Below are 25,711 nucleotides of genomic sequence, written 5' to 3' on the forward strand. Positions count from 1 at the left end.
GGCGTCCGCCTCAGGACCGGACGTCCGCGGCGAGACCGCGCTCCGCCATCCAGTCCGTGATCGCCGCGGTCCAGCGGCTCTGATCGTAGTTCCACAGCTTCGTGTGCCGTGCCACCGCGAACGGCGGCATCGTCACCAGATCGGGTCGCGCCGCGGCCAGCGCGTGCGAGGCATCCGGCGGCACGAACCCGTCGTCGTCGCTGTGCAGGATCAGGATCGGCGCGGTGAGCTCCGATGCGCGCGCCACCATGTCCAGGCCGTCGAACCTGATCGCAGCCTCGGCGCCGCTGAGCCGCGCGGTGAACGCGTTCTCGAGCGCCCCCATCGCCAGTGAGGTCAGCGGCTCGATCAGCCCCTCCTCACGCGCCTGGAAGCGGAGCACGGTGCGCCAGTCCACCACCGGCGAGTCGAGCACCAGCCCGGCGACCCGGTCGCGGTGCTCCGAGCGGACGGCCGTCTGCAGCGCGATCGCGCCGCCCATCGACCACCCCATCAGCACGACGCGCTGCGCGCCATGGCGCAGCGCGTGACCGATCGCCGCGTCCACGTCGCTCCACTCGCTCGCGCCGAGTGCGTAACTGCCACCGCGCGAGCGCGGCGCCTCGCCGTCGTTGCGGTACGACACCACGAGCGTCGGCAGGCCGAGCGAATGGAACACCGGCACCGCGCGCAGGCACTCGGCGCGGGTGGTGCCGCGACCGTGCACCTGGATGACCCAGGTGTCGCCTGCAGCCCCGGCATCCGCCACCGGGAAGAACCACGCCGGGCACGGACCGGCCGGTGTGCCGATCAGCACGCTCTCCCACGGCAGGTGCAGCTCGCTCGGGGTGACGTAGTACCACCCGCTGAAGGCGGCGTCGCGGTCGACGTTCGCGCCGGGCTCGATCTGCGTGAGCAGCTTGCGGCGCACCGACGCGGCATCGGCGCTGAGAACCGCCCCGAGTTTGACATAGCCGTATGTGCCCGTCGTGAACAGCCCGTACCGCCCGGGAAGCTCAGTATCGAGTGTGCGATCCAGCTCGATGGTCTGAGCGCCGGTGTCGACCGCGACGATCCGGGTGTCGTTGCGCCGAGCGGTCGGCGTGACCACGCGGCGCGCCACGGTGAAGACGACGGCGCCTGCCGCGGCGCCGAGCGCCAGCAGAGCGGGGACGGCGATGGCTACGGCGTGCCTGAGACTCTTCATCGCCTCCTGACTTTAGCCTGTCCACGTGACCGCACACCCGGATGCCGCAGCGCTCTTCGACGCCGCAGCGGCGGAGCTGCGCGAGACAGCGTTCCGCGCCGACATCGTCGTGCGCGAGATTCCGTCCCCCGGCGGGCTCGCGCCGTTCTCGATCGCGTTCGCCGCCGACGTCCGCCCCGACGATCACGGCGACTCGGTGTACGGCACGGGCCGCTTCGTGCTGCTGCACGACCCCGACAGTCCCGACGCCTGGGGCGGACCCTGGCGGATCATCGCTTTCGCGCAGGCGCCGCTGGAGCCGGAGATCGGCACCGACCCCCTGCTCGCGGATGTCGCGTGGTCGTGGCTGGTGGACGCCCTGGACTCGCGCGGAGCGGGCTATCACTCCGAATCGGGGACGTCGACCAAGATGCTCTCGAAGGGCTTCGGCGGACTGGCAGAGGAGGGCGACGGGGCGCAGATCGAGCTGCGTGCGTCGTGGACGCCGGATGCACCGCTGCGCCCGCATGTGGAAGCATGGGCAGAACTGGTGGGGATGCTGGCGGGTCTTCCGCCGGGTTCCGAGAATGTCGCCGTACTCGGCGCAAGAAGGGTCTGACGTGGCTGAATACTCCGTGATCGAGAACCGCACGGAGTTCGAGAAGGCCTGTCGCGACCTCGCGAGTGCCGACGGGCCGGTCGCGGTCGATGTCGAGCGCGCCTCGGGCTTTCGCTATTCGCAGCGCGCCTACCTGGTGCAGGTCTTCCGGCGCGGCGCCGGGGTGTTCCTGTTCGACCCGCCGGCGCTGGGCGACTTCAGCGCGCTGCAGGCGGCCATCGGCGACGCCGAATGGGTGTTCCACGCGGCCAGCCAGGATCTTCCGTCACTGCGGGAGCTGGGCCTGAGTCCGACTCGCATCTTCGACACCGAACTCGCCTCCCGGCTGCTCGGCAGCGACGGATTCGGGCTGGCCGCGGTCGTGGAGCACGCGCTCGGCATCACTCTCGCGAAGGCGCATTCCGCCGCCGACTGGTCCACCCGCCCGCTGCCTCAGCCGTGGCTCGAGTACGCGGCGCTGGACGTGCTACATCTGATCGACGTGGAGGACGTGCTGCGGCAGCAGCTGGCTGACGCCGGGAAGACGGAGATCGCCGAGCAGGAGTTCCAGGCCACGCTGGACAAGGAGCCCAAGCCTCCCCGTGCTGAGCCGTGGCGGCGTCTGAGCGGCCTGCACAAGGTGCGCGGCGCACGCCAGCTCGCCGTGGCGCGCGCGCTGTGGACCGCGCGCGAGGAGTACGCGCAAGAGATCGACGTGTCGCCGGGGCGTCTGGTTCCCGACCGGTCTCTGCTGGCCGCCGTGCTCGCCTCCCCGCAGAGCAGATCCGCGCTCGCTGCGCTGAAGGAGTTCAACGGCCGTGCCAGCCGCACTCAGCTGGATCGCTGGTGGACGGCGATCGAGCAGGGCCGCTCCACCGAGGACCTTCCCCGCGAGAGGGTTCCCAGCGACGCGCTGCCGCCGCCGCGCGCCTGGTCGGATCGCAACCCGGATGCCGACCTTCGGCTCAAGGCCGCGCGGCCCGTGGTGGAGGCGATCGCCGAGGACCTGCACATGCCCACGGAGAACCTGCTCACCCCCGAGTACCTGCGCCGGGTCGCCTGGCAGCCGCCGGCTCTGACCGCCGACGCCATCGGGGACGCACTCACCGCGCTCGGCGCACGCCCCTGGCAGGTTGAACACACCGCACAGAAGATCGCGGATGCCTTTGTAGAGGGACCGCAAAGCGATTCCGACGCACTGCAAACTGCTTCGTAGGTTCGAACCAACCGATTCCTGCGGCCTCCAGCGCCCTTCTAGGCTGGGGGCATCCCCAACCAATGGAGGCAGGAGTGGCCGAGATCTCGGACGTCTTCTTCGTCGATGGAGTGCGCACGCCGTTCGGGCGCGCCGGCGAAAAAGGAATGTATTGGAACACCCGCGCGGACGACCTCGCCGTCAAGGCGACGATCGGCTTGATGGAGCGCAACTCCGTCCCCGCGGACCGCATCGATGACGTCGCCATCGCCGCGACCTCCCAGACCGGCGACCAGGGGCTGACGCTCGGCCGTTCGGTGGCCATCCTCGCAGGGCTGCCGCAGACCGTTCCCGGTCTTGCGATCGAGCGCATGTGCGCCGGGGCGATGACCAGCGTGACGACGATGGGGGCTTCCATCGGCGTGGGCATGTACGACCTCGCCATCGCCGGCGGCGTGGAGCACATGGGCCACCATCCGATCGGCAGCAACGCCGACCCGAATCCGCGCTTCGTCGCCGAGAAGATGGTGGATCCGGGCGCGCTGAACATGGGCGTCACGGCGGAGCGCATCTTCGATCGGTTCCCGCACCTCACCAAGGAGCGCTCCGACCGCTTCGGGATGCTCAGCCAGCACAAGGTGCAGGCGGCGTACGACGCCGGAAAGATCCAGCCCGACCTCGTGCCCGTCGCCGTCAAGGACGCCGACGGCGCCTGGGGCCTGGCGACAGAGGATGAGGGCCGTCGCCCGCAGACGACGATGGAGGACCTCGCCGGGCTGAAGACGCCCTTCCGCCCGCACGGGCGCGTCACAGCGGGCACCTCGTCGCCGCTGACGGACGGAGCGACGATGTCGCTGCTGGCCGGCGGCGGCGCGGTCAAGGAGTTCGGGCTGACTCCGAAGATGCGGATGGTCTCCTTCGCGTTCGCGGGCGTGCAGCCCGAGATCATGGGCATCGGCCCGATCCCCTCCACCGAGAAGGCCCTCAGAAAGGCCGGCCTCACCATCGATGACATCGGACTGTTCGAGCTCAACGAGGCGTTCGCCATCCAGGTGATCTCGTTGCTCGACCACTTCGGCATCGCCGACGACGACCCGCGCGTCAACCAGTGGGGCGGCGCGATCGCCCTCGGGCATCCGCTCGCCGCCACCGGCGTGCGCCTGATGATCCAGCTCGCCGCCCAGTTCGCCGAGCGACCCGATGTCCGGTACGGGCTCACCGCGATGTGCGTGGGACTCGGCCAGGGCGGTTCCGTCATCTGGGAGAACCCCTTCTACGACGGCAAGAAGAAGCGCAAGTAAGGGCGGCGAGCAATGACGAACTACGACGAGATCGACTTCGCGCCCATCATGGCCGTCACCGAGGGGGAGGTCGTCACGCACTCCCCCGTGCGCGACATCCGCCTCGCCTCCGGCAAGGTGCTCGCGCTGATCACACTCGACAACGGACGCGACCACACCCGCCCCAACACGCTCGGCCCCGCAACCCTCGCCGAGCTCGGCGAGACTCTCGCCGAGCTGACGGCACGCGCTGCAGCGGGAGAGATCCACGCCGTCGGCATCACCGGCAAGCAGTACATCCTGGCCGCCGGCGCCGACCTGTCCGACATCAGCCGCGTCGGCTCGAAGGACAACGCGCGTCTGATCGCGCAGCTGGGCCACAAGGTGCTCGGCTCGCTGTCGGAGCTGGGCGTTCCCTCTTTCGCGTTCGTGAACGGTCTCGCGCTCGGCGGGGGCATGGAGATCGCGCTGAACTCCACCTACCGCACGGTGGACGCGTCGGCGGCGGCGCTGGCCCTCCCCGAGGTGTTCCTCGGCATCATCCCGGGCTGGGGAGGCGCGTATCTGGTTCCGAACCTGATCGGCATCGAGAACGCCCTCGAAGTGGTCATCTCCAATCCGCTGAAGCAGAACCGGATGCTGAAGCCCCAGCAGGCATTCGAACTCGGGCTCTTCGATGCCATCTATCCCGCTGCGAACTTCCTGGAGGATTCTCTCTCCTGGGCCGACGAGGTGCTCGGCGGCAGGAAGGTGGAGCGCAAGAACGCCCCGGGCAAGATCGAGCGCACGGTCAAGTGGCCCGTCGCCATCAAGATGGCCCGAGGCATGCTGGAATCCAAGATCGGCACCGTGCCGCGCTCGCCGTACGTTGCACTCGACCTGCTGGACAAGGCGCGCAGCGGCACGAAGGCCGAGGGATTCGCCCGCGAGGACGAGGCGCTGGCCGATCTCGTCACCGGCGACCAGTTCGCCGCGTCGATGTACGCGTTCGATCTGGTGCAGAAGCGCGCCAAGCGCCCGGTCGGGGCGCCCGACAAGGCGCTGGCGAAGAAGGTCACCAAGGTCGGCATCATCGGCGCAGGTCTCATGGCCAGCCAGTTCGCGCTGCTGTTCGTGCGCAAGCTGCAGGTTCCGGTCCTCATCACCGACGTCGACCAGGCGCGCGTCGACAAGGGCGTGGCGTACATCCACGAGGAGATCGGCAAGCTCGAGGCCAAGGGCCGACTGGACCGCGACACCGCCAACAAGCTCCGCAGTCTGGTCACCGGCACCACCGACAAGTCCCTGTACGCGGACTGCGACTTCGTGATCGAGGCCGTCTTCGAGGAGGTCGGCGTCAAGCAGCAGGTGTTCGGCGAGATCGAGCAGATCGTCGCCGAGGATGCGATTCTCGCGACCAACACCTCGTCGCTGTCGGTCGCCGAGATCGGCTCGAAGCTCGCCCACCCCGAGCGCCTGGTCGGTTTCCACTTCTTCAACCCGGTCGCGGTGATGCCGCTGATCGAGATCGTGAAGACGGATGCCACGACGGATGCCGCTCTCTCGACCGCCTTCGTGGTGGCGAAGGGCCTGGGCAAGAACGCGGTTCTCACGGCCGATGCGCCCGGCTTCGTCGTCAACCGTCTGCTTGCGAAGGTCATGGGCGAGGCGGCGCGTGCCGTGTACGAGGGCACGCCGGTCGCCGACGTCGAGACCGCGTTCGGTCCGCTGGGTCTGCCGATGGGACCGTTCCAGCTGATCGACCTGGTCGGATGGAAGGTGGCCGCGCACGTGCAGGACACCATGGTGCGCGCCTTCCCCGACCGCTTCTACGCGAACGACAACTTCCACGCGCTCGCCGAGCTGGATGCCGTGGTGGAGAAGGATAAGGGCGGCCGGGTGACCGGCTGGACCAAGGCCGCCGAGAAGGTGCTGAAGGGTCAGACGGGCACAACTCCGGCATCCGCCGACACGATCCTCCGCCGCGTCCAGGACGGCCTGGCGCAGGAGGTCAAGCTGATGCTCGACGAGGGCGTGGTGCCCGAGGTCGAGGACATCGATCTGTGCCTCATCCTCGGCGCCGGCTGGCCGTTCATCGACGGCGGCGCGTCGCCGTATCTGGATCGCGAGGGTGCTTCGGAGCGCGTGTTCGGCGACACGTTCCACCATCCGCCGATTCGCGGCATCGCGCACAGCTGATCCGCCTGCAGCGAGCGGGCCGCCTCCACTCCGGGGCGGCCCGCTCTGCCGCTCCTTGAGAGCGCGCTATCATTTGAACATGTTCAGTTCCGAGTTGACGCCGAAGGCCGAGCAGACGCGGGCCCGCATCCGGGATGCGGCGATGAGATCCTTCATGCAACGGGGCTACGCGGACACGACGATCCGTGAGATCGCGGCACAGGCCGGTGTCTCAGTGGGGAACGCGTACTACTACTTCCCCTCCAAGACCCACCTTGTTCAGGAGCTCTATCAGCAGGTGCAGCGGGACCACGCCCGCGCCGCCGTGCCGAAGCTGGCAGAGGGCACGGGGCTGATCGACCGGCTGCGCATCGTCTTCGAGACGGGACTGGATACCCTCGAGCCCTATCGCCGCGTGGCACCGGGCTTCCTCGCCGCCATGATCGCGCCGGACTCCCCCATCAACCCGCTCGCGCGCGAGTCGACCGCGGCCAGAGAGCAGACCCGCAGTCTGTTCCAGCGCGCCGTCGCAGGGGCCGAGCACCGACTTCCCGAGGACATCGCAGAGCGTCTGCCGGATGCACTTTTCGTCGCGTTTCTCGCGCTGGTGATGAGGTGGACCTACGACGCCGATGATCAGGAGCGCACGAGGCGGCTGCTGAGCACCGCCCTGAGACTGCTCGCGACGGCGCTGCCGTTCGTCCGGCTTCCGGGTGTCCGCAACGTGACGCGCGATCTGCTCGAGCAGATCGGCGAGGTGCGCGCGTGAGCGCGGATGACGATCGGAGGCCGAGCGCCGCGTCGCCGCGCACAGCCGATCAGCCGATGGCCTTCACACGGGAGGAGTTCCGGGTGGGCTCGCTGGCTGCGTGGGGCAGCTTCATCGGGCTCCTCCTCGCCGCGGAGATCATCCTGGCTGTCGTCACCGACATCCGCTCGGCAGGAATGGGGATGCCGTTCTTCGGACTGCTCCCTCTGATGCTGCTCGTCTCCCTGATCGTCGCCGCTCCGGTCTCCGGCCTCGCTCTGCTCCTCGCCGCGCCCCTGGTGCGGCGTCTGGCGTGGCGGCTGCGCACCATCCGCTCGATCTGGATCCACGTGGGCGTGTTCGCACTGCTGGGCGCTGTCGTCGGAGCGCTCACGATCACCGTGATGCAGATCGGCTTCGCGATCGCGGGCAGCGCCTCGGACCTGGCGCTGTTCGGCCGGTACTGCCTGCTCGCGGCTGCGTTCACCGCCGCATCCACCACGATCGGTTGGGGCACGGCGATGCGCGCCGCCCGCCGCTGGGATCGCCGCCGCCGGGTCGTCGCGAGCATGCGTGGATTCGAGGACGGCACCTCGGGAGAGCAGGCCGTCATCGAGCGGCCCGGCCTCCGCAATACCTGAGCGGACGCCTCGGCGGAGCAGCCGAGCTCAGCGACCCTCGTGAATCGGCAGCTCGATGGCTCCGGTTCCGCCCGCCTGCCGGGCGAACGGCACGCGCCTGCCGAGCACCTGGGCGACCACGTCCTGTGCGATCTTGGACGCGGTCAGCCCGGCATCCTGCAGCACCTCCTCGCGCGAGGCGTGGTCGATGAACTCGTCCGGCAGACCCAGCTCGTCGACGGCGGTGTCGATGCCGGCCTCGCGGAGCACCTGCCGCACGCGGGTGCCGACACCGCCGACGCGGATCCCGTCCTCGAGGGTGATGACCAGGCGATGACGCGCCGCCAGGTGCAGCACGGAGGGCTGCACGGGAATCGCCCAGCGAGGGTCGACGACCGTCGCGCCGATGCCCTGTGCTCGCAGCCGACCCGCCACGTCGAGGGCGAGCTCGGTGAAGGGTCCGATACCCACCAGCAGCACGTCCTCGGTCTCGTCACGGGAGAGGACGTCGACCCCGTCGGACAGACGCTCCAGCGCGGGGATGTCGTCGGGCACGGAGCCCTTCGGATAGCGGATGACCGTCGGGGCGTCATCGACCGCGACTGCTTCGTCGAGCAGCTCCTGCAACCGGGTCGCGTCGCGTGGCGCGGCGATGCGGATGCCGGGCACGAGCTGCAGCATGGCCAGGTCCCAGACGCCATGGTGACTGGGCCCGTCGGGCCCGGTCACACCGGCCCGGTCGAGCACGAAGGTGACGCCCGCCCTGTGCAGGGCGACGTCCATCAGCACCTGATCGAACGCACGGTTCATGAAGGTCGCGTAGATGGCGACCACCGGATGCAGACCGCCGAACGCCAGGCCCGCGGCAGAGGCGACCGCGTGCTGCTCGGCGATGCCGACGTCGTACACGCGGTCGGGATAGCGCTCCGCGAACGGCGCCAGGCCGGTCGGACGCAGCATCGCCGCCGTCATGGCGATCACCTTCTCGTCTCGAGTGCCCGCGTCGACGAGGGCGTCGGCGAACACCGACGTCCAGGATCGTCCCGCCGACGCGCCGAGGGCGCCACCGGTCTTCGGGTCTATGCGCCCGACGGCATGGAACTGGTCCGCCTCATCATCGCGAGCAGGCTGGTACCCCCGGCCCTTCTCCGTGATGGCGTGCACGATGACCGGTGCTCCATAGTCCTTGGCCAGGCGCAGTGTCTCCAGCAGGGCCGGGATGTCGTGGCCGTCGACGGGTCCGAGGTATTTGATGTCGAGATTGGAATACAGTGCGACATTGTTCGTGAAGCGCGACAGGAAACCGCGAGTCCCGCCGCGGACGCCGCGGAACAGCGCGCGCCCTAAGGGTCCGAACGCACGGAACAGCCGGTCCGACCTGCGGTGCAGATCGCGATAGGCGCCTGCCGTGCGCACGCGGTTGAGATAGCGGGACATGCCGCCGATCGTCGGCGCATAGGAGCGTCCGTTGTCGTTGACGACGATCACGAGGTTGCGCTCATTGTCGTCCGAGATGTTGTTCAGCGCTTCCCAGGTCATCCCCCCGGTGAGGGCACCGTCGCCCACCACGGCGATCACGTGCCGGTCGGCACGCCCCGTGGCGGTCAGCGCGCGCGAGACCCCGTCTGCCCAGCTCAGCGAACTGGACGCATGCGACGACTCCACTACATCGTGCGGGCTCTCCGAGCGCTGCGGGTAGCCGGCGAGACCGCCGCGCGAGCGCAGCTGCGAGAAGTCCTGGCGCCCGGTCAGCAGCTTGTGCACGTAGGACTGGTGGCCGGTGTCGAAGATGAACGGATCATCCGGCGACGAGAAGACCCGGTGCAGCGCGATCGTCAGCTCGACCACGCCGAGGTTCGGACCGAGATGGCCGCCCGTGCGTGCCACGTTCTCGACCAGGAAGGTGCGGATCTCGGCGGCCAGCTCGGTGAGCTGCTCCGGCGAGAGCCGGTCGAGGTCTCGGGGCCCGGTGATGCTCGGCAGGATCGGCATGGACGCTCCTCCGCGACTCGGCGACTGCGCGGCCGGTGGGCTCACGCGAACCCTCTCAGTCTATCTCCGGGTGAATGAGTGTTCGGTGTGCGGGACGATCGGCGGTCCGGACGGCGCAGCCGACTTGCCCCATGCATCGATGGACTTCAATATAGGTGGATGTCGAATCCCGCGATCACCGTTCCGGACTCGCGGGTCGATCATCTGGGTCGAGCAGCTCGCCGACCTCGTGCGCGACCGCGCCACGCAAGGAAGAATCTCCCCATGAACGAGAAGAAGCCGTCCGTCCTGTTCGTCTGCATCCACAACGCCGGACGCTCCCAGATGGCTGCCGGCTTCCTGCGCCACCTCGCCGCCGATCGCATCGAGGTGCGCTCGGCGGGGTCGATCCCCGCCGAGCAGATCAATCCGGTGGCCGTCGAAGCCATGGCGGAGGTCGGCATCGACATCGCCGCCGGGGAGCCCAAGGTCCTCACGGCCGCGGCCGTGCAGGATTCCGACGTCGTCATCACGATGGGCTGCGGCGATGCCTGCCCGTTCTTCCCGGGCACCCGCTACGAGGACTGGAAGCTCGATGACCCCGCCGGGCAGGGCATCGCAGCGGTGCGCCTGATCCGCGACGAGATCCGGATCCGCGTCGAGGAGCTTGTCGGCGAGCTGCTGAAACCGCGGGGAGCTTCGGGGTGACGCCATCGGGCGGCCGCGGTTCAGGCGCCGGACCTCATGCCGATCTGCACCACCTGCTGCGCGGGCGTGCAGCAGCCGCCGGAGGACGTCTGCTCCGGCGCGTCGAACAGGCCGGATCCGCCGCAGACGCCGGTGTCGGGCAGCTCGAGCTCCACGGAGGCGGCCGCCTCGTGATCGCCCGCGAGTTCGGCGACCACGCTGCGGACCTGCTCGAAGCCGGTCAACGCCAGGAACGTCGGCGCGCGACCGTAGGATTTCGCCCCGACGATGTAGAAGCGCGGCTCCGGGTGGGCCAGGTCGACCGCGCCCGTGGCCCGCACGGACCCGCAGGAGTGGACGTTCGGGTCGATCTCGGTGGCCAGCCTCACCGGGGCCTGCAGGCGCGCGTCGAGATCGAGACGGACCTCTGAGAGGAAGGACACGTCCGGGCGGAACCCGGTCGCGACGACCACCCGATCCGCCGGCTCGAGCTTCCGCCCGTCCTCGGCCACCAAGACGACCCGGCCGTCATCGACGAGGAGCTGCTCGGTACGGAAGCCGGTGACGAGGTCGACGAGGCCGTCCTCCACGGCTCTCTTCGCCCGCTGGCCGAGCGCCCCTCGCTCGGGCAGCTCGTCGGCGGCCCCGGCGCCGAAGACGCTGCCGGCAGCACCGCGGCGCAGCACCCAGCTCACCCGGGTGGTCTGGTCGCGGCGCACGACCATGGCGAGGTCGCCGATCGCGGTCGCTGCCGAGTGTCCGCTGCCGATGACCACGACGTGCTTCCCGGCCAGCGCGGCCGCCTCGTCGCGGCTCGGCGTGCGATGGTCCAGGAGCCCGGCCTCGACGGCGGCCGTTTCGCCGAGGGCGGGGAGCCCGTCGGCTCCCGCGGGGCTCGGCGTCCGCCAGGTGCCGGAGGCGTCGATGACGGCCGTCGCCTCGATCCTCTCCTCCTCGCCGTCAGCGCGGAGGATGTGCACGATGAACGGCTGCTCGGCCCTGCCTGCGTCGATTGTGAGATCACGCCCCTTCCTGCCGACGCCGACGACGCGCGAGCCGTACCGGACGCGGGCGCCCAGCGCCTCGGCCAGCGGTGCCAGGTAGCCCTCGATCCACTGTGCTCCGGTCGGATAGCCGGTCTCGGCCGCGCTCCAGCCGGTCAGCTCGAGCAGCCGTCGCGACGCCGAGTCGACGAGCTCGGACCACGGCGAGAACAGGCGGACGTGGCCCCATTCGGCCACAGCCGACGCCGGGCCCTCGCCCGATTCCAGGACCAGCGGATCCATCCCGCGCTCGAGCAGATGAGCGGCGGCGGCCAGGCCCTGCGGACCGGCTCCGATGACGACGACGGGATGCACTTCGACCTCCATGTATTGACATTCTTCGATGAGTTGAGCCTGCCTCACGCATCGACAGATGTCAATGAGTGAGGCACAATGGAGGCATGAACGCTGCTCCGGCCACCGAAGCGACGACCGACGTCGCCCCCTGCTGCGTTCTCGGCGAGGCGGTCGACGATGCGCTCGCGCAAGATCTGGCCCGGGTGTTCAAGGCCCTCGGTGACCCGACCAGGGTCAAGCTCATGTCGCTCATCGCACACAGCAGTGAGGGCGAGATGTGCGTCTGCGACCTCACCGCGCCGGTCGGGCTGTCCCAGCCGACGGTCTCCCACCACATGAAGCTGCTCGTCGAGGCCCGCCTCGTCGAGCGCGAGCAGCGGGGCCGCTGGGCCTACTACCGGCCCACCGTCGGCACCCTCGCGTCCGCCGCCAAGGCACTCATCGCCTGACGGCAGCGTGTCGCCGGCCGCTGGAGCCGGCGTCGTGTCGGACCGGCCCGTGGCCGAGGCGTCGTCAAGAGCACTCGTTCCGCGTCGACTCAGAGCTTGCGGACACCGGCACGGGCGCGCCCCGCCAGGCCGAAGCCTGACGGGGCGCGTGCATGGACCGCGACGCGAGACTCGCCGGGCGTGTCAGGCGCCCGTTCGCCTCGTATCCGAGCCGATCGATCGGCTCAACTGACGGCAAGCTGCCGCAGCACGTACTGCAGGATGCCGCCGTTGCGGTAGTAGTCCGCCTCGCCGGGGGTGTCGATGCGCACGATCGCGTCGAAGGTGACGGCCGCGTGGCCCTCGGGCGAGAACTCGCTCGGGGTGGCGGTGACCTTCACGGTCTTCGGCGTCGTGCCCTCGTTCAGCTCGGTCAGACCCTCGATCGAGATGATCTCCGTGCCGTCCAGTCCGAGCGACTCCCAGGACTCCCCCGCGGGGAACTGCAGCGGGACGACGCCCATGCCGATCAGGTTGGAGCGGTGGATTCGCTCGAAGCTCTCTGCGATCACGGCCTTGACGCCCAGCAGGTTGGTGCCCTTGGCGGCCCAGTCGCGCGACGATCCGGAGCCGTACTCCTTGCCGCCGAAGACCACCAGCGGGATGCCCTGCTCCTGGTAGTTCACGCATGCGTCGTAGATGAACGCCTGCGGGCCGCCGGGCTGGGTGAAGTCGCGGGTGTAGCCCCCCTCGATCTGCTGTCCGTCGTTGACCGCCTTGACCAGCGTGTTCTTGAGGCGGATGTTCGCGAACGTGCCGCGGATCATCACCTCGTGGTTGCCGCGGCGCGAACCGAAGGAGTTGAAGTCCTTGCGCTCGACACCGTGCTCCTGGAGGTACTGGGCAGCAGGGGTGCCCGGCTTGATGGCACCGGCCGGCGAGATGTGATCAGTGGTGACGGAGTCGCCGAGTGCCGCCATGACGCGAGCGCCGCTGATGTCGGCGACCGGGGTGAGCTCCATGGTCATCCCGTCGAAGTACGGCGCCTTGCGCACATAGGTCGACTCGTCGTCCCACTCGAAGATCGGGCCCGTCGGGGTCGGCAGGCCGGTCCACCGCTCGTCGCCGTCGAACACCGTCGCGTACTGCTTGATGAACTGCTCGCGCGAGATCGACGAGTCGATGATCTCCTGGACCTCCTCGGACGTCGGCCAGATGTCCTTCAGGAACACGTCGTTGCCCTCGGTGTCCTGACCCAGCGCGTCGCTGTCGAAGTCGAAGTGCATCGAGCCGGCGAGGGCGTAGGCGATGACCAGCGGCGGCGAGGCCAGGTAGTTCATCTTCACGTCGGGGCTGATGCGGCCCTCGAAGTTGCGGTTTCCGGAGAGCACCGCGGTGACGGCCAGGTCGTGCTCGTTGACGGCGGCCGAGACCTCGTCGATCAGCGGGCCGGAGTTTCCGATGCAGACCGTGCAGCCGTAGCCGACCGTGTAGAAGCCGAGGCCCTCGAGGTCCTCGTTCAGACCCGACTTCTCGTAGTAGTCGGTGACCACCTTAGATCCGGGCGCCAGCGTCGTCTTCACCCAGGGCTTCTGCTTCAGGCCCTTCTGCAGCGCCTTGCGCGCGACCAGACCGGCCGCGACCATGACGGAGGGGTTCGACGTGTTGGTGCACGAGGTGATCGCCGCCAGCGTGACGGCGCCGTTGTCGAGGATGTATCCCTCTCCGGCCGGCGTGGTCACCGGAACCGGAGTGGACACGTTCGCGGGGGCCCCGCTGCTGATGTGCACCGGACGCGTCGTCGGCTCCTCGTCACCGGGGACCTGGCCCGGGTCGGAAGCGGGGAAGGAGTGCTTCGACTCCAGGTCGACGATGTCGTCGCTGGTCCTCGGCGTGGCGTAGCTGAGGATGTCCTTCTCGAACTGCGTCTTCGCCTCGGAGAGCAGGATGCGGTCCTGCGGACGCTTCGGCCCGGCGATCGACGGCACCACCGTGCCCAGGTCGAGCTCGAGGTACTCGCTGTACACCGGCTCCTTGGCCGCGTCGTGCCACATGCCCTGCGTCTTGGCGTACGCCTCCACGAGGTCGATCGTCTCGGCGCTGCGGCCAGTGAGGCGCAGGTAGTCGAGCGTGACGTCGTCGACAGGGAAGATCGCGGCGGTCGAACCGAATTCCGGCGACATGTTGCCGATCGTGGCACGGTTGGCCAGCGGGACGGATGCCACGCCGGCGCCGTAGAACTCGACGAACTTGCCGACCACGCCGTGCTGGCGCAGCATGTCGGTGATCGTCAGCACGACATCCGTCGCGGTGACGCCCGCGGGGATCTCGCCGGTGAGCTTGAAGCCGACCACGCGAGGGATCAGCATGGAGACGGGCTGGCCCAGCATCGCGGCCTCCGCCTCGATGCCGCCGACACCCCAGCCCAGTACGCCGAGGCCGTTGACCATGGTGGTGTGCGAGTCGGTGCCGACGAGCGTGTCGGGGTACGCGCGAAGCACGCCGTCGACGGTGCGGTCGTAGACCACCTTGGCCAGGTGCTCGATGTTCACCTGGTGCACGATGCCGGTTCCCGGGGGCACCACCTTGAAGTCGTCGAAGGCCGTCTGGCCCCAGCGCAGGAACTGGTAGCGCTCGCCGTTGCGCTCGTACTCGATCTCGACGTTGCGCTGCAGCGCGTTCTCGGCGCCGAACAGGTCGGCGATCACCGAGTGGTCGATGACCATCTCCGCCGGCGACAGCGGGTTGATCCGATTGGGGTCGCCGCCGAGAGCGGTGACGGCCTCGCGCATCGTGGCGAGGTCGACGATGCAGGGCACGCCGGTGAAGTCCTGCATGAGCACGCGGGCGGGCGTGAACTGGATCTCGGTGCTGGGCTCGGCCGCGGCATCCCAGGATCCGAGCGCCTCGATCTGCGCCTTCGTGACGTTCTTGCCGTCCTCCGTGCGCAGCTGGTTCTCGAGAAGCACCTTCAGGCTGAAGGGGAGCTTCTCATGACCGGCGACCGTGTCGATCCGGAAGATCTCGTAGTCGGTACTGCCGACCGTCAGGGTGCTCTTCGCACCGAAGCTGTTCACCGTGGACACGGATCCGTCTCCTTCTGTTCGGATGGGAGCGACAGGCGACTCCATCTTGCTCGCCTTCGGATGTCCGCGGCTAGCAAGGTTCCCCTTACCAGTGTGCTCCGCGGATTCGCTGGGCAGAAGCCCGAGATTTATCTTGATGTCGAGATAAATCTACCAGAGCTCAGCGGTCCTCGCGCGATGCGCCGCTCGGGTAGAGCACCCTAACCACCAGCCAGGTGACGGCGACCATCGGAGCGAACAGCGGCAATCCCATCACGAGCTTCAGCGTGCCGAGCAGGGTGACCTGGTCGGCGAGGTAGAGCGGCAGCTGCACACCCAGTCGCACGAAGAACAGAACGCCCCACGCGACACCGAGCCACAGGAACGCGCGCCGCTTGCGCTTGTCGCTGCGCCAGGCGGTGCCCTCCCCCATCAGGAACCCCACCGCCAGGCCGATCAGCGACCAGCCGACCAGTGCCGAGACGAGCATCGCGGTGCCGTACAGCGCGTTGGTGATCAGCCCCGGTACGAAGTTGTCCGCCCCGCGTCCGGTCCACAGCGCCAGGGCGGCCGCCGCGCCGGCGGCGACGAGGCCCCCGATCGCGGCCGACGGCGGCGACTTCTGCAGCAGCCTGACGACCGTGAACACCGCGGCGAGTCCGACCGACACGCCGAGCGAGAGCAGCAGCGGGTCCGGACGCACCGTGAAGATCACGACGAAGGCCAGGCTGGGCAGCACCGACTCCAGGATGCCGCGCCAGCCGCCCATGGCCGTCCAGACCACCTTCTGCGTGCTCTGGCCGCTGTCGGCATCCAGCCCCGCACGACGTGCGGCTCCGCCGAGCGCTGCGCCGATCAGATCGGAGGCCGACGGCTCGGCATCCGGCATCGCCTGCTCGCCGCCGGCGCGCGGGTCGGCGCCGCGATCGCGTCCGGCGGGAACCTCGTCGCCGGTCCGGCTCACGCCGTTCCCGGGGTGGACGGCATCTTCAGCGGGATGAGGTCGCGCGGCGGCATCGGCGATCCACCGCGGACCACCACGATCGAGCGGAACAGGTCCTCGACCTGCTCGGCCGCGGCCGGATCGGATGCCGCGTCCCCGCCGATCACGCCGCGCAGGAACCAGCGCGGGCCGTCGACGCCGATGAAGCGCGCCAGACGCATCTCCGACCCCTCGGCCGCCGCGGCGGGCACCTCGGCGAGCAGCTCCTTGCCCAGCGGGCCCTCGCGCTCCTCGACGCGGCCGCCCTGCGTGCGGATCTGGTCGCGCAGCTGTACTCGCGTCTCATCCCACAGCCCGCGTGAGCGCGGTGCCGCGAAGGGCTGCACCTGCAGCGACGAGCCGGCGTAGTCCAGGCCGACGGCGACGATGCGCTTGGTCTGCTCCTCCACCTCCAGGCGCAGGTTCAGGCCTTCGCGCGGCAACACCTTGATGCCACCGAGGTCGATGTACGGCCGCACGGGGTTCGCCTCCGCGTCGTCGAACGGTCCCGCCGTCGCACGGTCGGCCGGCGCCGACTTCAGCGTGGGTTCGATCTCTTCAGTCATTCGCTCTTTCCCTGGGTATAGCCGGTCGAACCGAATCCGCCTTCGCCGCGCACGCTGCTGGGCAGCTCGTCCACGGGTTCGAAGCGGGCCCTGACGACCGGCATGACGATCAGCTGCGCGATCCGATCACCGACCGCCACATCGTACGCGTGCTCGCTGTCGGTGTTCAGCAGGCTCACCTTGATCTCGCCGCGATAGCCGGCATCCACCGTCCCGGGCGAGTTGACCACCGTGATCCCGTGCTTGGCCGCCAGGCCGCTGCGAGGCACCACGAACGCGGCGTACCCCTCCGGCAGGGCGATGCGCACGCCGGTGCCGATCAGAGCGCGCTCCCCCGGCTGAAGCCGCACCGCCTCGGTGGCCACCAGATCGGCACCGGCGTCTCCGGGATTCGCGTAGAACGGCGTGTGCGCGGCGATAATGGGAACGGCAACGGAATGAGTCACCCCATGAGGCTAATGCAGAACACGCCGGCGCGAACCCGGGACGGCTATCGCGAGCGGCTGTCGCCGAGCCTGTGGATGCTCGTCACCATCGCCCTGGTCGGGCCGATGGTCTCACTGGTGTTCGCACCCGTCGCCGCCGCGCTCGCCGTGATGATCGGCGCGGGGGTGTCGCTGGCGCTCGTCGCGCTGAGTGTCCTGCTCGCCCCGGTCGTGGCGGTCCGGGGCAGCGAGCTGCACGCCGGACGCGCGCACGTCGACGCCCGCTGGCTGGGCGAGCCGGAGCCGTTCAGCGGCCAGGAGGCCAGGGACCGTCGCGGCCGCGACATCGCCCGCGACGGGTGGCACCTGATCCGCGGCGGCATCGACGGACTGGTGGTCGTGCCGATCACGGATCCGGATGACCCGATGCGCAGCTGGACGATCTCCACGCGCACACCCGACCGACTCGCGGCAGCCATCCGCCTCGCCCGCTCGGGCGTCTGAGCGTCGCGCCCGCTCCCGGGACTGAGCGCAGACAGCAGAACGCGCCCCGAGCCGAACGGCTGGGGGCGCGCATGTCATGAGTTCGTCAGGCGGCGCACTCCTTGCAGATCGGGCCCTCAGGGCCCTGGTGGTCCAGCTGGGAGCGGTGCTTCACGAGGAAGCAGCTCATGCAGGTGAACTCGTCCTGCTGCGCGGGGAGGACGACGACATCGAGCTCCACGTCGGACAGGTCAGCGCCCGCGAGCTCGAATCCGGGGTTGTCGGAGTCCTCGACGTCGCCGGCGCCGGACTGCGTGCTCGGCACACGCTCCTTGAGTGCCTCGATCGACTCGGAGTCGTCTTCGCTCTTGCGGGGCGCGTCGTAGTCGGTTGCCATGTGGTGAATCTCCACTTCCGTGGTGCGAGTGGGTTTGGGGGAGCTGATTCGGGTGTTCAGCGGGCGTCAGTTTGCACGAACGCGGACAATTTCGCAAATGCTCTTCATCCGCACGGGGAAACTCGCGGCGCGCCCAGCGTATTCCCGGGAGCGAGGGGGTCGTCGTGACAGCATGAACGCACACCCATCCAGAGGGGCAATCGGTATGGAAAACGTCACCATCGTCGGAACAGAGGCGGGAGTTCTCGTCCTCGCCACGGAGTCCGGGCAGCGCTTCGCGCTCCCCATCGACGACGTGCTCCACCGCGAGGTCCGTCGAGCGACCAGGGAGACCGAGACCGCGACCGCGCGTCTGGCCGCCAGCCCTCGTGACATCCAGATGCAGATCCGCGCCGGGCTGTCGGCGGCCGAGGTCGCCGCCCTGCTGGGTGTGAGCGAGTCCGACGTCGCACGTTTCGAGGGCCCCGTGCTCGCCGAGCGCGAGCACATCGTGAACCAGGCGCTGGCGGTTCCGGTACTGATCGGCAGCGAGGTCGAGCCGGACGCGCAGCCGACGTTCGGTGTCGCCGTGCGGGCGAAGCTGGCCGACCTGCACGCGAGCGACGAGCGCTGGGTCAGCTGGAAGGACGAGTCGGGCTGGACGATCAAGCTCGAGTTCACAGCGGACGAGGTCGAGCACGATGCGCGCTGGGCCTTCGACCCGCGGCGCAGCTCGCTCTCACCCCTGAACGCGGACGCGACGCAGCTGTCCCGCCAGGGAGCCCTGCCGGAGGGGCTGATCCCGCGCCTGCGCGCGGTCGACTCCGAGCGGGTCTCGCCGTACAAGGACGACACGCGCTTCGACTCCGGCGCCTTCGGCCCGCGACTGCTTCCCCGCCCCGAGGCCGAGCCGGAGGAGTCCGTGACTGCTCCTGAGCACTCCAGCGCGGCTGTGCAGCAGGCGGCGGCGCGACGCGCGCCCGAGGAGAGTCATCCGAATGCCGAGACCGCCGACCTGCTCGAGGCGCTGCGCCGGCGTCGCGGCCAGCGAGAGCCGGCTCCGCAGCCGAGCGAGGCGGACTCGGGCGATGGCGCACCGATCGCGCTCTTCGACGCCCCCGAGGAAGGGCTCGAGTCCCCGCCGGAGGCCGAGCCGCAGCCCGAGCCGTCGGATCAGCAGTCCGGTCGCCGCAGGCGGCGAAACGCGATGCCCAGCTGGGACGAGATCGTCTTCGGCGCCCGCACCGACGAGTGAGTCGTCCCGGAGCCGCTGACCGGGGACCTTCCTCGCTGGGTCGCTGACCGGGGACCTTCCTCGCTGCATCGCTGAGCCTGTCGAAGCGCCCCCGCACCGACGGGTGGTCAGCGCGCGAACGCGCCCATCCGGATCAGCGGCACCCGCCACTCCTCGGCCGACAGCGCACCGTGCTGGCCGACCATGCTGCGGCCGCGCTGGTCGGCGGCCTCGCCGTCGTACAGGGCATGGTTGCCCCGTGCGATCACGAGCAGGTCCCCGATGCGCGCACGAGCGGCATCCGTGACCACCGGACCGAAGAATCCGGCGTCGACCGCCTCCACACGGCTGACGACGTCGGCGAGACCCTCCAGATCGCGCCGCCACCGGCTCAGGATCGCGGACTGATCCGCATCCGGCTCCGCGTAGACGTGCTGCATCCGCGGTTCCCCGCCGATGTGCCGGATGCCGTCGTGCCAGCCGCCCGCGGCGTCGAGCACCAGCTGGCGCTGCGATGGCACGTCGATCATGCCGTGGTCCGCCGTCACCAGCACTCCCACGCCGTCGGGGATCCGGGATGAGAGCGCGGCATCGATGTCCTCGAGGGCCGCGACCCACTCCGCCGAGTCCAGTCCGTGCTTGTGCCCGGCCTTGTCCGCCTCGGGCAGGTAGCAGTACACCAGCGCGCCCTCGTGGGCTTCCGCGAGGGCCCATGCGGCCTCGACGCGGTCGGCGGGCGTCGCGCCGCCACGGAACTCGGCGCCGCGCAGGACCGCCTGCGAGAGCCCGGTGCCGGCGTGCGCGGGCACCCCCACCGTGAAAGCGGGATGCCCGGACTGCGCTGCACGCTCGAACACGGTCGGCACGGGCTGCCAGGCACGCGGGTCGATGCCGTTCCACTCGGTCAGCTGATTCACGAGTACGTCGCGCTCGGGATGCCGCACGCGATAGCCCACCATGCCGTGCTCGCCGGGAGCGGCACCGGTGAGCAGGCTGGTCAGTGCGGCGGCGGTCGTCGTCGGGAACACCGATGCCGCGACATCCCGCTTCGCCATCGCGGTGCTCAGAGTGCGGGCATGACCGGCATGAGCGCGCAGCGGCAGCGCACCCAGCCCGTCGACGACGACCAGCACGGCCGAACGCGCCGACGGCAGCTCTCCGGTGCCGCCGTGCAGCGCAGCGAGCAGCTGAGACGCCACCCCGGTGATGCTCCGCGTCGAATCGGGGCTGGACGGTAGCATGAGAGGCATCCGGGCCAGTCTTCCACAGCGGCCCGTCGCGGTGCATCCGAGCGCTGCCGCGAGTCCGTCCCGAGCGTCCCGCAGGAAGTCCATGCCAAAGCCCTCGTCATCCGAGCCCGTCCAGGAGCGCATCCAGGACATCGACCTCTCGCAGGAGATGCAGGGCTCGTTCCTCGAGTACGCCTATTCCGTCATCTACTCGCGCGCCCTGCCGGATGCCCGCGACGGACTCAAGCCGGTGCAGCGCCGCATCCTGTATCAGATGGCGGAGATGGGGCTGCGCCCCGACCGCGGTCACGTCAAGAGCGCCCGCGTGGTCGGCGAGGTGATGGGAAAGCTGCACCCGCACGGCGACTCCGCGATCTACGACGCCCTGGTGCGGCTGGCGCAGGACTTCGCGCTGCGCGTGCCGCTGGTCGACGGACACGGCAACTTCGGCTCGCTGGACGACGGCCCGGCGGCGTCCCGCTACACCGAGGCGCGCCTGGCCGCATCCGCTCTGGCGATGACGGAGAGCCTGGACGAGGACGTCGTCGACTTCGTGCCCAACTACGACGGGCAGTTCCAGCAGCCCGCCGTGCTCTCCGCGGCGTTCCCGAACCTGCTCGTCAACGGCGCCAGCGGCATCGCCGTGGGCATGGCCACGAACATGGCCCCGCACAACCTGATCGAAGTGGTCGCTGCCGCAACGCATCTGCTCGAGAACCCGGACGCCACGACCGCTGAGCTCATGGAGTTCGTGCCCGGCCCCGACTTCCCGTCCGGCGGCATCCTGATGGGCCTGGACGGCGTCAAGGACGCGTACGAGACCGGTAGGGGCGCGTTCAAGCTGCGGGCGAAGACCTCGATCGAGCCCCTCGGGCCGCGCAGGACGGGCATCGTCGTCACGGAGCTGCCCTACCAGGTGGGTCCGGAGCGCGTGATCGAGAAGCTGAAGGACGCCGTGGGCGCCAAGAAGCTGCAGGGCATCAGCGATGTGCAGGACCTCACCGACCGCAAGAACGGACTGCGCCTGGTCATCACCGTCAAGACCGGGTTCGACCCGGCCGCGGTGCTGGAGCAGCTGTTCCGGTACACGCCGCTGGAGGACTCCTTCTCGATCAACAACGTGGCGCTCGTCGACGGTCAGCCGCGCACCCTGGGCCTGAAGGAGCTGCTGCGGGTGTACCTGCAGCACCGCATCGAGGTCGTCGAGCGCCGCAGCCGCTATCGGCTGGCCCGCCGCAACGAGCGTCTGCACCTGGTGCGCGGTCTGCTGCTGGCGATCCTCGACATCGACGAGGTCATCCAGGTCATCCGCTCCTCGGACGACTCCGAGACCGCCCGGAACCGCCTGCAGCAGGTGTTCGACCTGGATGAGGTGCAGGCCGAGTACATCCTGGAGCTGCGCCTGCGGCGCCTGACCAAGTTCTCCCGTCTGGAGCTGGAGACCGAGCGCGACAAGCTGCTCGCCGAGATCGCCGAGCTGGAGAAGCTGCTCGGCGACCCCGCGCTCGTGCGCGCGCAGGTGGCGTCCGAGCTGGATGCCGTGGCCGAGCAGTTCGGCACGCACCGGCGCACCCTGCTGCTGAATGCCGCTCCCCCGAAAGCGCGCACCACGAAGTCCGCAGCAGAGCTGCAGCTGGCCGACGCGCCGACCACCCTGCTGCTGTCGACGACGGGACGCGCCGTGCGCGTGGACCTGGAGCCGGGGGCGACGATCACGACGCCGGCCCGCCGCAGCAAGCACGATGCGATCCAGGCGCGCCTGGAGACGACCACGCGCAGCGAGATCGGCGCGGTCACGAGTGCGGGCCGGGTCGTGCGGTTCACGCCCATCGACATCCCGGCTGTGCCCTCCAGCTCGGTCGGACTCGGCGCCGGTGTGCGGATCGCGGACTACCTGGGCATCACTGATCGGAGCGAGCGCGTGCTCGCGCTGATCCGCTTCGACGACGACACTCCGCTGGCGCTGGGCACCAAGGACGGCGTCGTCAAGCGCGTCGTGCCATCGGCCCTGGCCGTGCGTCCTGAGCTGGAGATCATCGGCCTCAAGCCGAAGGACGTGGTCGTCGGCGCCGCGACCGCGCCGGATGAGACGGAGCTGGTGTTCGTCAGCTCGGATGCCCAGCTGCTGCATTTCCCCGCCTCGAACGTGCGACCGCAGGGCGCGCCCGCAGGCGGCATGGCCGGCATGAAGCTCGGTTCGGGTGCCGAGGTCGTCTCGTTCACCGTCGTCGCGTCCGCGGAGGAGGCCGTGGTCGTCACGGTCTCCGGCTCTGAGGGGATGCTGGCGGGGGCGGATGCCGGGCGCGCGAAGGTGTCGGACTTCGCGGAGTTCCCCGGCAAGGGCCGCGCCACGGGCGGTGTGCGCGCCCACGCGTTCCTGAAGGGTGAGGACCGTCTGCGGCTGGCCTGGGTCGGCGTGGAGCCCCGGGCGATCGGCTCGGATGGCACGGCGCGGCAGCTTCCGGCATCCGGCGCCAAGCGCGACGCCTCCGGTCATCCCCTGGATGCCGTGATCGGCTCCGTCGGCACCGCGATCGGCTGAGCGCGTCGAAGCGGCGCGGGTCGTTCATTTCTGGGTCGCTGAGCCTGTCGAAGCGCCGCCCGTCTCACCCCTGGGATGGACGAACCCGGAAGAGCGAGCCAGGAGTCGAGCCGGCGCCGCCGGCTCAGGCGTCGATGGCCTCGCGGCTCAGCCTGTCGCTGGAGGTCATGATGAACTCGCGACGCGGCGCGACCTCGCTGCCCATCAGCAGCTCGAAGGTGCGCACCGCGGCATCCGCCGCGGCATCCTCGATGGTGACGCGGCGCAGCAGACGGCCGCCCTTGTCCATGGTCGTGGTGGCGAGCTGATCGGCATCCATCTCACCCAGCCCTTTGTAGCGCTGGATCGGATCCTGCCACCGCTTGCCGGCCTTCTGCAGCTTCGCCAGAAGCGCATGCAGCTCGGCCTCGGAGTAGGTGTAGATGGTCTCGTTGGGCTTGGACCCGGGGTTCATCACGATCACGCGATGCAGCGGCGGCACCGCCGAGAACACCCGTCCGGCTTCCACGAGCGGCCGCATGTACCGGAAGAACAGCGTCAGCAGCAGCGTGCGGATGTGCGCGCCGTCGACGTCGGCGTCGCTCATCAGGATCACCTTGCCGTAGCGGGCCTGAGAGAGGTCGAACGTGCGGCCGGATCCCGCGCCGATCGTGGTGATGATCGCCGCGCACTCGGCGTTGCCCAGCATGTCGCTGATCGACGCCTTCTGCACATTCAGGATCTTCCCGCGGATCGGCAGCAGCGCCTGGAACTCGCTGTTGCGCGCGTGCCGGGCCGTGCCGAGCGCCGAATCGCCCTCCACGATGAACAGCTCGCTCTGCTCGAAGTCCTTCGAGCGGCAGTCGACCAGCTTCGCCGGCAGCGACGAGGACTCCAGCGCCGTCTTCCGGCGCTGGGTCTCCTTGTGCGCCCGCGCGGAGACGCGCGCCTTCATCTCGGAGACGATCTTGTCCAGCAGCTGGGCCGCCTGGCTCTTGTCGTCGCGCTTGGTCGAGGAGAACCGTGCTGCCAGCTCACTGCGAACGACCTTGGCGACGATCGCGCGCACGGCGGGAGTGCCGAGCACCTCCTTCGTCTGGCCTTCGAACTGCGGCTCGGGGACGGTGACGTTGAGCACGGCGGTGAGCCCGGCGAGCACGTCGTCCTTCTCGAGCTTGTCGTTGCCGACCTTCAAGCGACGCGCGTTCTGCTCGACCTGTCCGCGCAGCGACTTCAGCAGCTCCTGCTCGAAGCCCTGCTGGTGCGTGCCGCCCTTGGGCGTCGCGATGATGTTCACGAACGAGCGGGTGACCGTCTCGTAGCCGGTGCCCCAGCGCAACGCGATGTCCACCTGGCATTCGCGCTGCACCTCGGTGGCCTTCATGTGCCCGTCGGGCTGGAGCACGGGCACCGTCTCGGTGAAGCTCCCGCTGCCCTGGAAGCGCCACGTGTCGGTCACCGGCGGATCGGATGCCAGGTAGTCGACGAACTCGGAGATGCCGCCCTTGTAGAGGTAGGAGGCCTCTCGGGGTGCGCTGGCGTCGGGGTCGTCCGTGGGGCGCTCATCGCGCACGATCAGTTCCAGGCCGGGCACCAGGAACGCGGTCTGCCGGGCGCGCGTCTCCAGCTCTCCCAGCTGGAAGGCGGCATCCTTGGTGAAGATCTGGCGGTCCGCCCAGTAGCGCACTCGCGTGCCGGTCACACCCCGGGGCGCCTTGCCGATCACCCGCAGCTCGCTCTTCTTCTCGAACGGGGTGAAGGGAGCGTCCGGCCTGGGCTCGCCGTCATCAGCGAACACGCCGGGCTCGCCCCGCCGGAACGACATCGCGTACGTCTTGCCGGCGCGGTCCACCTCGACGTCGAGCCGCTCCGAGAGCGCGTTCACGACCGAGGCGCCCACGCCGTGCAGTCCGCCGGATGCCGCATACGAGCCGCCGCCGAACTTCCCGCCCGCGTGCAGCTTGGTGTACACGACCTCCACGCCGGTCAGACCGGTGCGCGGCTCGACATCGACCGGGACGCCGCGTCCGCGGTCGGCGACCTGCACGCTGCCGTCGGCGTGCAGCACGACGTCGATCTTCGACCCGTTGCCCGCCACCGCCTCGTCCACGGAGTTGTCGATGATCTCCCACAGGCAGTGCATCAGCCCCGGCGATCCGTTGGATCCGATGTACATGCCGGGACGCTTGCGGACGGCTTCGAGTCCCTCGAGCACCTGGAGATGATGGGCGGAATACTCGGCTGTCACAATGTTCGATTCTAATTCGCGTGCGCCCCGCCGAAGGCCGCGACACTCCCCTGCGGCGCACCCGCCGCGCTGCGCGTACGCGCTGAGCGAAACGCGCCGGGAACCGGGCATGCGCCCAGGCGCGCCGTGGTTGTATTGAGCACGATCTCGAATCGAACCGAACCCCTGAGGAGGCACCGAGATGAACGCTACGACAGAGCGAGAGACCGTCGAGTACCGCCTCACCGCGATGGACCGGTGCGACTCCTGTGGAGCGCAGGCCTACATCGCCGCCGAGGTCAACGGCACGGAGATGCTCTTCTGCGCGCACCACGGCCGCAAGTACGAGGAGAAGCTGCGCGCGGTCGCCAGCAGCTGGCACGACGAGACCGCCCGCCTCATCGAGGCCTGAGC

The 25,711-nt window shown here is 69.5% G+C and carries 22 protein-coding genes; 12 read left to right on the forward strand and 10 right to left on the reverse strand.

The genetic code is table 11. The features are described 5' to 3' along the window. Positions 1-10 precede the first annotated feature (10 nt). A complete protein-coding gene (locus tag Q9R19_RS06460) occupies positions 11-1,186 on the reverse strand; it encodes an alpha/beta fold hydrolase (protein WP_311255494.1) in 1,176 nt (391 codons plus the stop codon). 25 nt (positions 1,187-1,211) lie between these two features. Between Q9R19_RS06460 and Q9R19_RS06465 the strand changes: the two genes are divergently transcribed. The 6 genes from Q9R19_RS06465 (at position 1,212) to Q9R19_RS06490 (ending at position 7,784) form a co-directional block, all read left to right on the forward strand. Next, positions 1,212-1,784, forward strand: coding sequence for a DUF3000 domain-containing protein (locus Q9R19_RS06465; protein WP_311255495.1), 573 nt, complete (start codon positions 1,212-1,214; stop codon positions 1,782-1,784). Position 1,785: 1 nt separating this feature from the next. Further along, a complete protein-coding gene (locus Q9R19_RS06470; protein ID WP_311255496.1) occupies positions 1,786-2,979 on the forward strand; it encodes an HRDC domain-containing protein in 1,194 nt (397 codons plus the stop codon). 74 nt (positions 2,980-3,053) lie between these two features. Then, the gene (locus Q9R19_RS06475; protein ID WP_311255497.1) at positions 3,054-4,259 is read left to right on the forward strand and encodes a thiolase family protein; all 1,206 of its coding nucleotides are present in this window, start codon (positions 3,054-3,056) and stop codon (positions 4,257-4,259) included. Between the two features lie 12 nt (positions 4,260-4,271). Next, positions 4,272-6,416 carry a 3-hydroxyacyl-CoA dehydrogenase NAD-binding domain-containing protein gene (locus Q9R19_RS06480; RefSeq protein ID WP_311255498.1) on the forward strand — a complete coding sequence of 715 codons (2,145 nt, stop codon included), beginning with the start codon at positions 4,272-4,274 and terminating at the stop codon, positions 6,414-6,416. A 79-nt stretch (positions 6,417-6,495) separates the two neighbouring features. Then, a complete protein-coding gene (locus tag Q9R19_RS06485; protein WP_311255499.1) occupies positions 6,496-7,164 on the forward strand; it encodes a TetR/AcrR family transcriptional regulator in 669 nt (222 codons plus the stop codon). A 56-nt stretch (positions 7,165-7,220) separates the two neighbouring features. Next, complete coding sequence (locus tag Q9R19_RS06490; RefSeq protein ID WP_311255500.1) at positions 7,221-7,784, forward strand: hypothetical protein; 564 nt, start codon at positions 7,221-7,223, stop codon at positions 7,782-7,784. Between the two features lie 27 nt (positions 7,785-7,811). Here Q9R19_RS06490 and dxs read toward each other — a convergent pair whose 3' ends face one another. Next, positions 7,812-9,755, reverse strand: a complete 1,944-nt coding sequence (gene dxs, locus Q9R19_RS06495; protein WP_311255501.1) for a 1-deoxy-D-xylulose-5-phosphate synthase — start codon at positions 9,753-9,755, stop codon at positions 7,812-7,814. A 264-nt stretch (positions 9,756-10,019) separates the two neighbouring features. Between dxs and Q9R19_RS06500 the strand changes: the two genes are divergently transcribed. After that, the gene (locus Q9R19_RS06500; protein WP_311255502.1) at positions 10,020-10,442 is read left to right on the forward strand and encodes an arsenate reductase ArsC; all 423 of its coding nucleotides are present in this window, start codon (positions 10,020-10,022) and stop codon (positions 10,440-10,442) included. Between the two features lie 20 nt (positions 10,443-10,462). Here the strand turns inward: Q9R19_RS06500 and Q9R19_RS06505 are convergent, their stop codons facing one another. Next, positions 10,463-11,791, reverse strand: coding sequence for an FAD-dependent oxidoreductase (locus tag Q9R19_RS06505; protein ID WP_311255503.1), 1,329 nt, complete (start codon positions 11,789-11,791; stop codon positions 10,463-10,465). 74 nt (positions 11,792-11,865) lie between these two features. Between Q9R19_RS06505 and Q9R19_RS06510 the strand changes: the two genes are divergently transcribed. Continuing rightward, positions 11,866-12,210: a metalloregulator ArsR/SmtB family transcription factor gene (locus tag Q9R19_RS06510; protein WP_311255504.1), complete on the forward strand. Its 345-nt coding sequence runs from the start codon at positions 11,866-11,868 to the stop codon at positions 12,208-12,210. A 224-nt stretch (positions 12,211-12,434) separates the two neighbouring features. Here Q9R19_RS06510 and Q9R19_RS06515 read toward each other — a convergent pair whose 3' ends face one another. The 4 genes from Q9R19_RS06515 to dut all read right to left on the reverse strand — a co-directional run bounded on the left by Q9R19_RS06515 (position 12,435) and on the right by dut (position 17,248). Then, the gene (locus Q9R19_RS06515) at positions 12,435-15,320 is read right to left on the reverse strand and encodes an aconitate hydratase (protein WP_311255505.1); all 2,886 of its coding nucleotides are present in this window, start codon (positions 15,318-15,320) and stop codon (positions 12,435-12,437) included. A gap of 115 nt (positions 15,321-15,435) precedes the next feature. Next, complete coding sequence (locus tag Q9R19_RS06520; RefSeq protein WP_311255889.1) at positions 15,436-16,143, reverse strand: DUF3159 domain-containing protein; 708 nt, start codon at positions 16,141-16,143, stop codon at positions 15,436-15,438. A 71-nt stretch (positions 16,144-16,214) separates the two neighbouring features. Next, complete coding sequence (locus Q9R19_RS06525; protein ID WP_311255506.1) at positions 16,215-16,802, reverse strand: DUF3710 domain-containing protein; 588 nt, start codon at positions 16,800-16,802, stop codon at positions 16,215-16,217. Further along, positions 16,799-17,248 (reverse strand): dUTP diphosphatase, encoded by a 450-nt coding sequence (gene dut / locus Q9R19_RS06530; RefSeq protein ID WP_311255507.1) that lies wholly within the window; start codon positions 17,246-17,248, stop codon positions 16,799-16,801. Before dut ends, Q9R19_RS06525 begins: the two co-directional genes overlap by 4 nt. A 3-nt stretch (positions 17,249-17,251) precedes the next feature. Between dut and Q9R19_RS06535 the strand changes: the two genes are divergently transcribed. Then, the gene (locus Q9R19_RS06535; protein ID WP_311255508.1) at positions 17,252-17,731 is read left to right on the forward strand and encodes a DUF3093 family protein; all 480 of its coding nucleotides are present in this window, start codon (positions 17,252-17,254) and stop codon (positions 17,729-17,731) included. An 85-nt stretch (positions 17,732-17,816) separates the two neighbouring features. Here the strand turns inward: Q9R19_RS06535 and Q9R19_RS06540 are convergent, their stop codons facing one another. Further along, positions 17,817-18,107, reverse strand: a complete 291-nt coding sequence (locus tag Q9R19_RS06540; protein ID WP_311255509.1) for a DUF4193 domain-containing protein — start codon at positions 18,105-18,107, stop codon at positions 17,817-17,819. 205 nt (positions 18,108-18,312) lie between these two features. Here Q9R19_RS06540 and sepH point away from each other — a divergent pair, with 205 nt between their 5' ends. Next, positions 18,313-19,341, forward strand: coding sequence for a septation protein SepH (gene sepH, locus Q9R19_RS06545; protein WP_311255510.1), 1,029 nt, complete (start codon positions 18,313-18,315; stop codon positions 19,339-19,341). A gap of 107 nt (positions 19,342-19,448) precedes the next feature. Here sepH and Q9R19_RS06550 read toward each other — a convergent pair whose 3' ends face one another. Beyond that, positions 19,449-20,570 carry an alkaline phosphatase family protein gene (locus Q9R19_RS06550; RefSeq protein ID WP_311255511.1) on the reverse strand — a complete coding sequence of 374 codons (1,122 nt, stop codon included), beginning with the start codon at positions 20,568-20,570 and terminating at the stop codon, positions 19,449-19,451. Between the two features lie 82 nt (positions 20,571-20,652). Between Q9R19_RS06550 and Q9R19_RS06555 the strand changes: the two genes are divergently transcribed. Beyond that, positions 20,653-23,091 (forward strand): DNA topoisomerase IV subunit A, encoded by a 2,439-nt coding sequence (locus Q9R19_RS06555; RefSeq protein WP_311255512.1) that lies wholly within the window; start codon positions 20,653-20,655, stop codon positions 23,089-23,091. Positions 23,092-23,215: 124 nt separating this feature from the next. On the opposite strand, the gene Q9R19_RS06560 is transcribed toward Q9R19_RS06555, so the two are convergent. Further along, entirely contained in the window at positions 23,216-25,318 is a 2,103-nt protein-coding gene (locus Q9R19_RS06560; protein ID WP_311255513.1) for a DNA topoisomerase IV subunit B, read from the reverse strand. A 181-nt stretch (positions 25,319-25,499) separates the two neighbouring features. Between Q9R19_RS06560 and Q9R19_RS06565 the strand changes: the two genes are divergently transcribed. Then, entirely contained in the window at positions 25,500-25,709 is a 210-nt protein-coding gene (locus Q9R19_RS06565; protein WP_311255514.1) for a hypothetical protein, read from the forward strand. The last annotated feature ends 2 nt before the right edge of the window (positions 25,710-25,711 follow it).

The sequence above is a fragment of the Microbacterium sp. ARD32 genome, from assembly GCF_031844385.1.
GTDB lineage: Bacteria > Actinomycetota > Actinomycetes > Actinomycetales > Microbacteriaceae > Microbacterium.

Excerpts from the sequence above, each read along its gene's own strand:
- Q9R19_RS06460 (WP_311255494.1), bottom strand. The coding sequence starts at position 1,186 with ATGAAGAGTCTCAGGCACGCCGTAGCCATCGCCGTCCCCGCTCTGCTG.
- Q9R19_RS06480 (WP_311255498.1), top strand. The coding sequence starts at position 4,272 with ATGACGAACTACGACGAGATCGACTTCGCGCCCATCATGGCCGTCACC.
- Q9R19_RS06485 (WP_311255499.1), top strand. The coding sequence starts at position 6,496 with ATGTTCAGTTCCGAGTTGACGCCGAAGGCCGAGCAGACGCGGGCCCGC.
- Q9R19_RS06490 (WP_311255500.1), top strand. The coding sequence starts at position 7,221 with ATGGCCTTCACACGGGAGGAGTTCCGGGTGGGCTCGCTGGCTGCGTGG.
- dxs (WP_311255501.1), bottom strand. The coding sequence starts at position 9,755 with ATGCCGATCCTGCCGAGCATCACCGGGCCCCGAGACCTCGACCGGCTC.
- Q9R19_RS06500 (WP_311255502.1), top strand. The coding sequence starts at position 10,020 with ATGAACGAGAAGAAGCCGTCCGTCCTGTTCGTCTGCATCCACAACGCC.
- Q9R19_RS06505 (WP_311255503.1), bottom strand. The coding sequence starts at position 11,791 with ATGGAGGTCGAAGTGCATCCCGTCGTCGTCATCGGAGCCGGTCCGCAG.
- Q9R19_RS06510 (WP_311255504.1), top strand. The coding sequence starts at position 11,866 with ATGAACGCTGCTCCGGCCACCGAAGCGACGACCGACGTCGCCCCCTGC.
- Q9R19_RS06515 (WP_311255505.1), bottom strand. The coding sequence starts at position 15,320 with ATGGAGTCGCCTGTCGCTCCCATCCGAACAGAAGGAGACGGATCCGTG.
- Q9R19_RS06520 (WP_311255889.1), bottom strand. The coding sequence starts at position 16,143 with ATGCCGGATGCCGAGCCGTCGGCCTCCGATCTGATCGGCGCAGCGCTC.
- Q9R19_RS06525 (WP_311255506.1), bottom strand. The coding sequence starts at position 16,802 with ATGACTGAAGAGATCGAACCCACGCTGAAGTCGGCGCCGGCCGACCGT.
- Q9R19_RS06535 (WP_311255508.1), top strand. The coding sequence starts at position 17,252 with ATGAGGCTAATGCAGAACACGCCGGCGCGAACCCGGGACGGCTATCGC.
- Q9R19_RS06540 (WP_311255509.1), bottom strand. The coding sequence starts at position 18,107 with ATGGCAACCGACTACGACGCGCCCCGCAAGAGCGAAGACGACTCCGAG.
- sepH (WP_311255510.1), top strand. The coding sequence starts at position 18,313 with ATGGAAAACGTCACCATCGTCGGAACAGAGGCGGGAGTTCTCGTCCTC.
- Q9R19_RS06550 (WP_311255511.1), bottom strand. The coding sequence starts at position 20,570 with ATGCCTCTCATGCTACCGTCCAGCCCCGATTCGACGCGGAGCATCACC.
- Q9R19_RS06555 (WP_311255512.1), top strand. The coding sequence starts at position 20,653 with ATGCCAAAGCCCTCGTCATCCGAGCCCGTCCAGGAGCGCATCCAGGAC.
- Q9R19_RS06565 (WP_311255514.1), top strand. The coding sequence starts at position 25,500 with ATGAACGCTACGACAGAGCGAGAGACCGTCGAGTACCGCCTCACCGCG.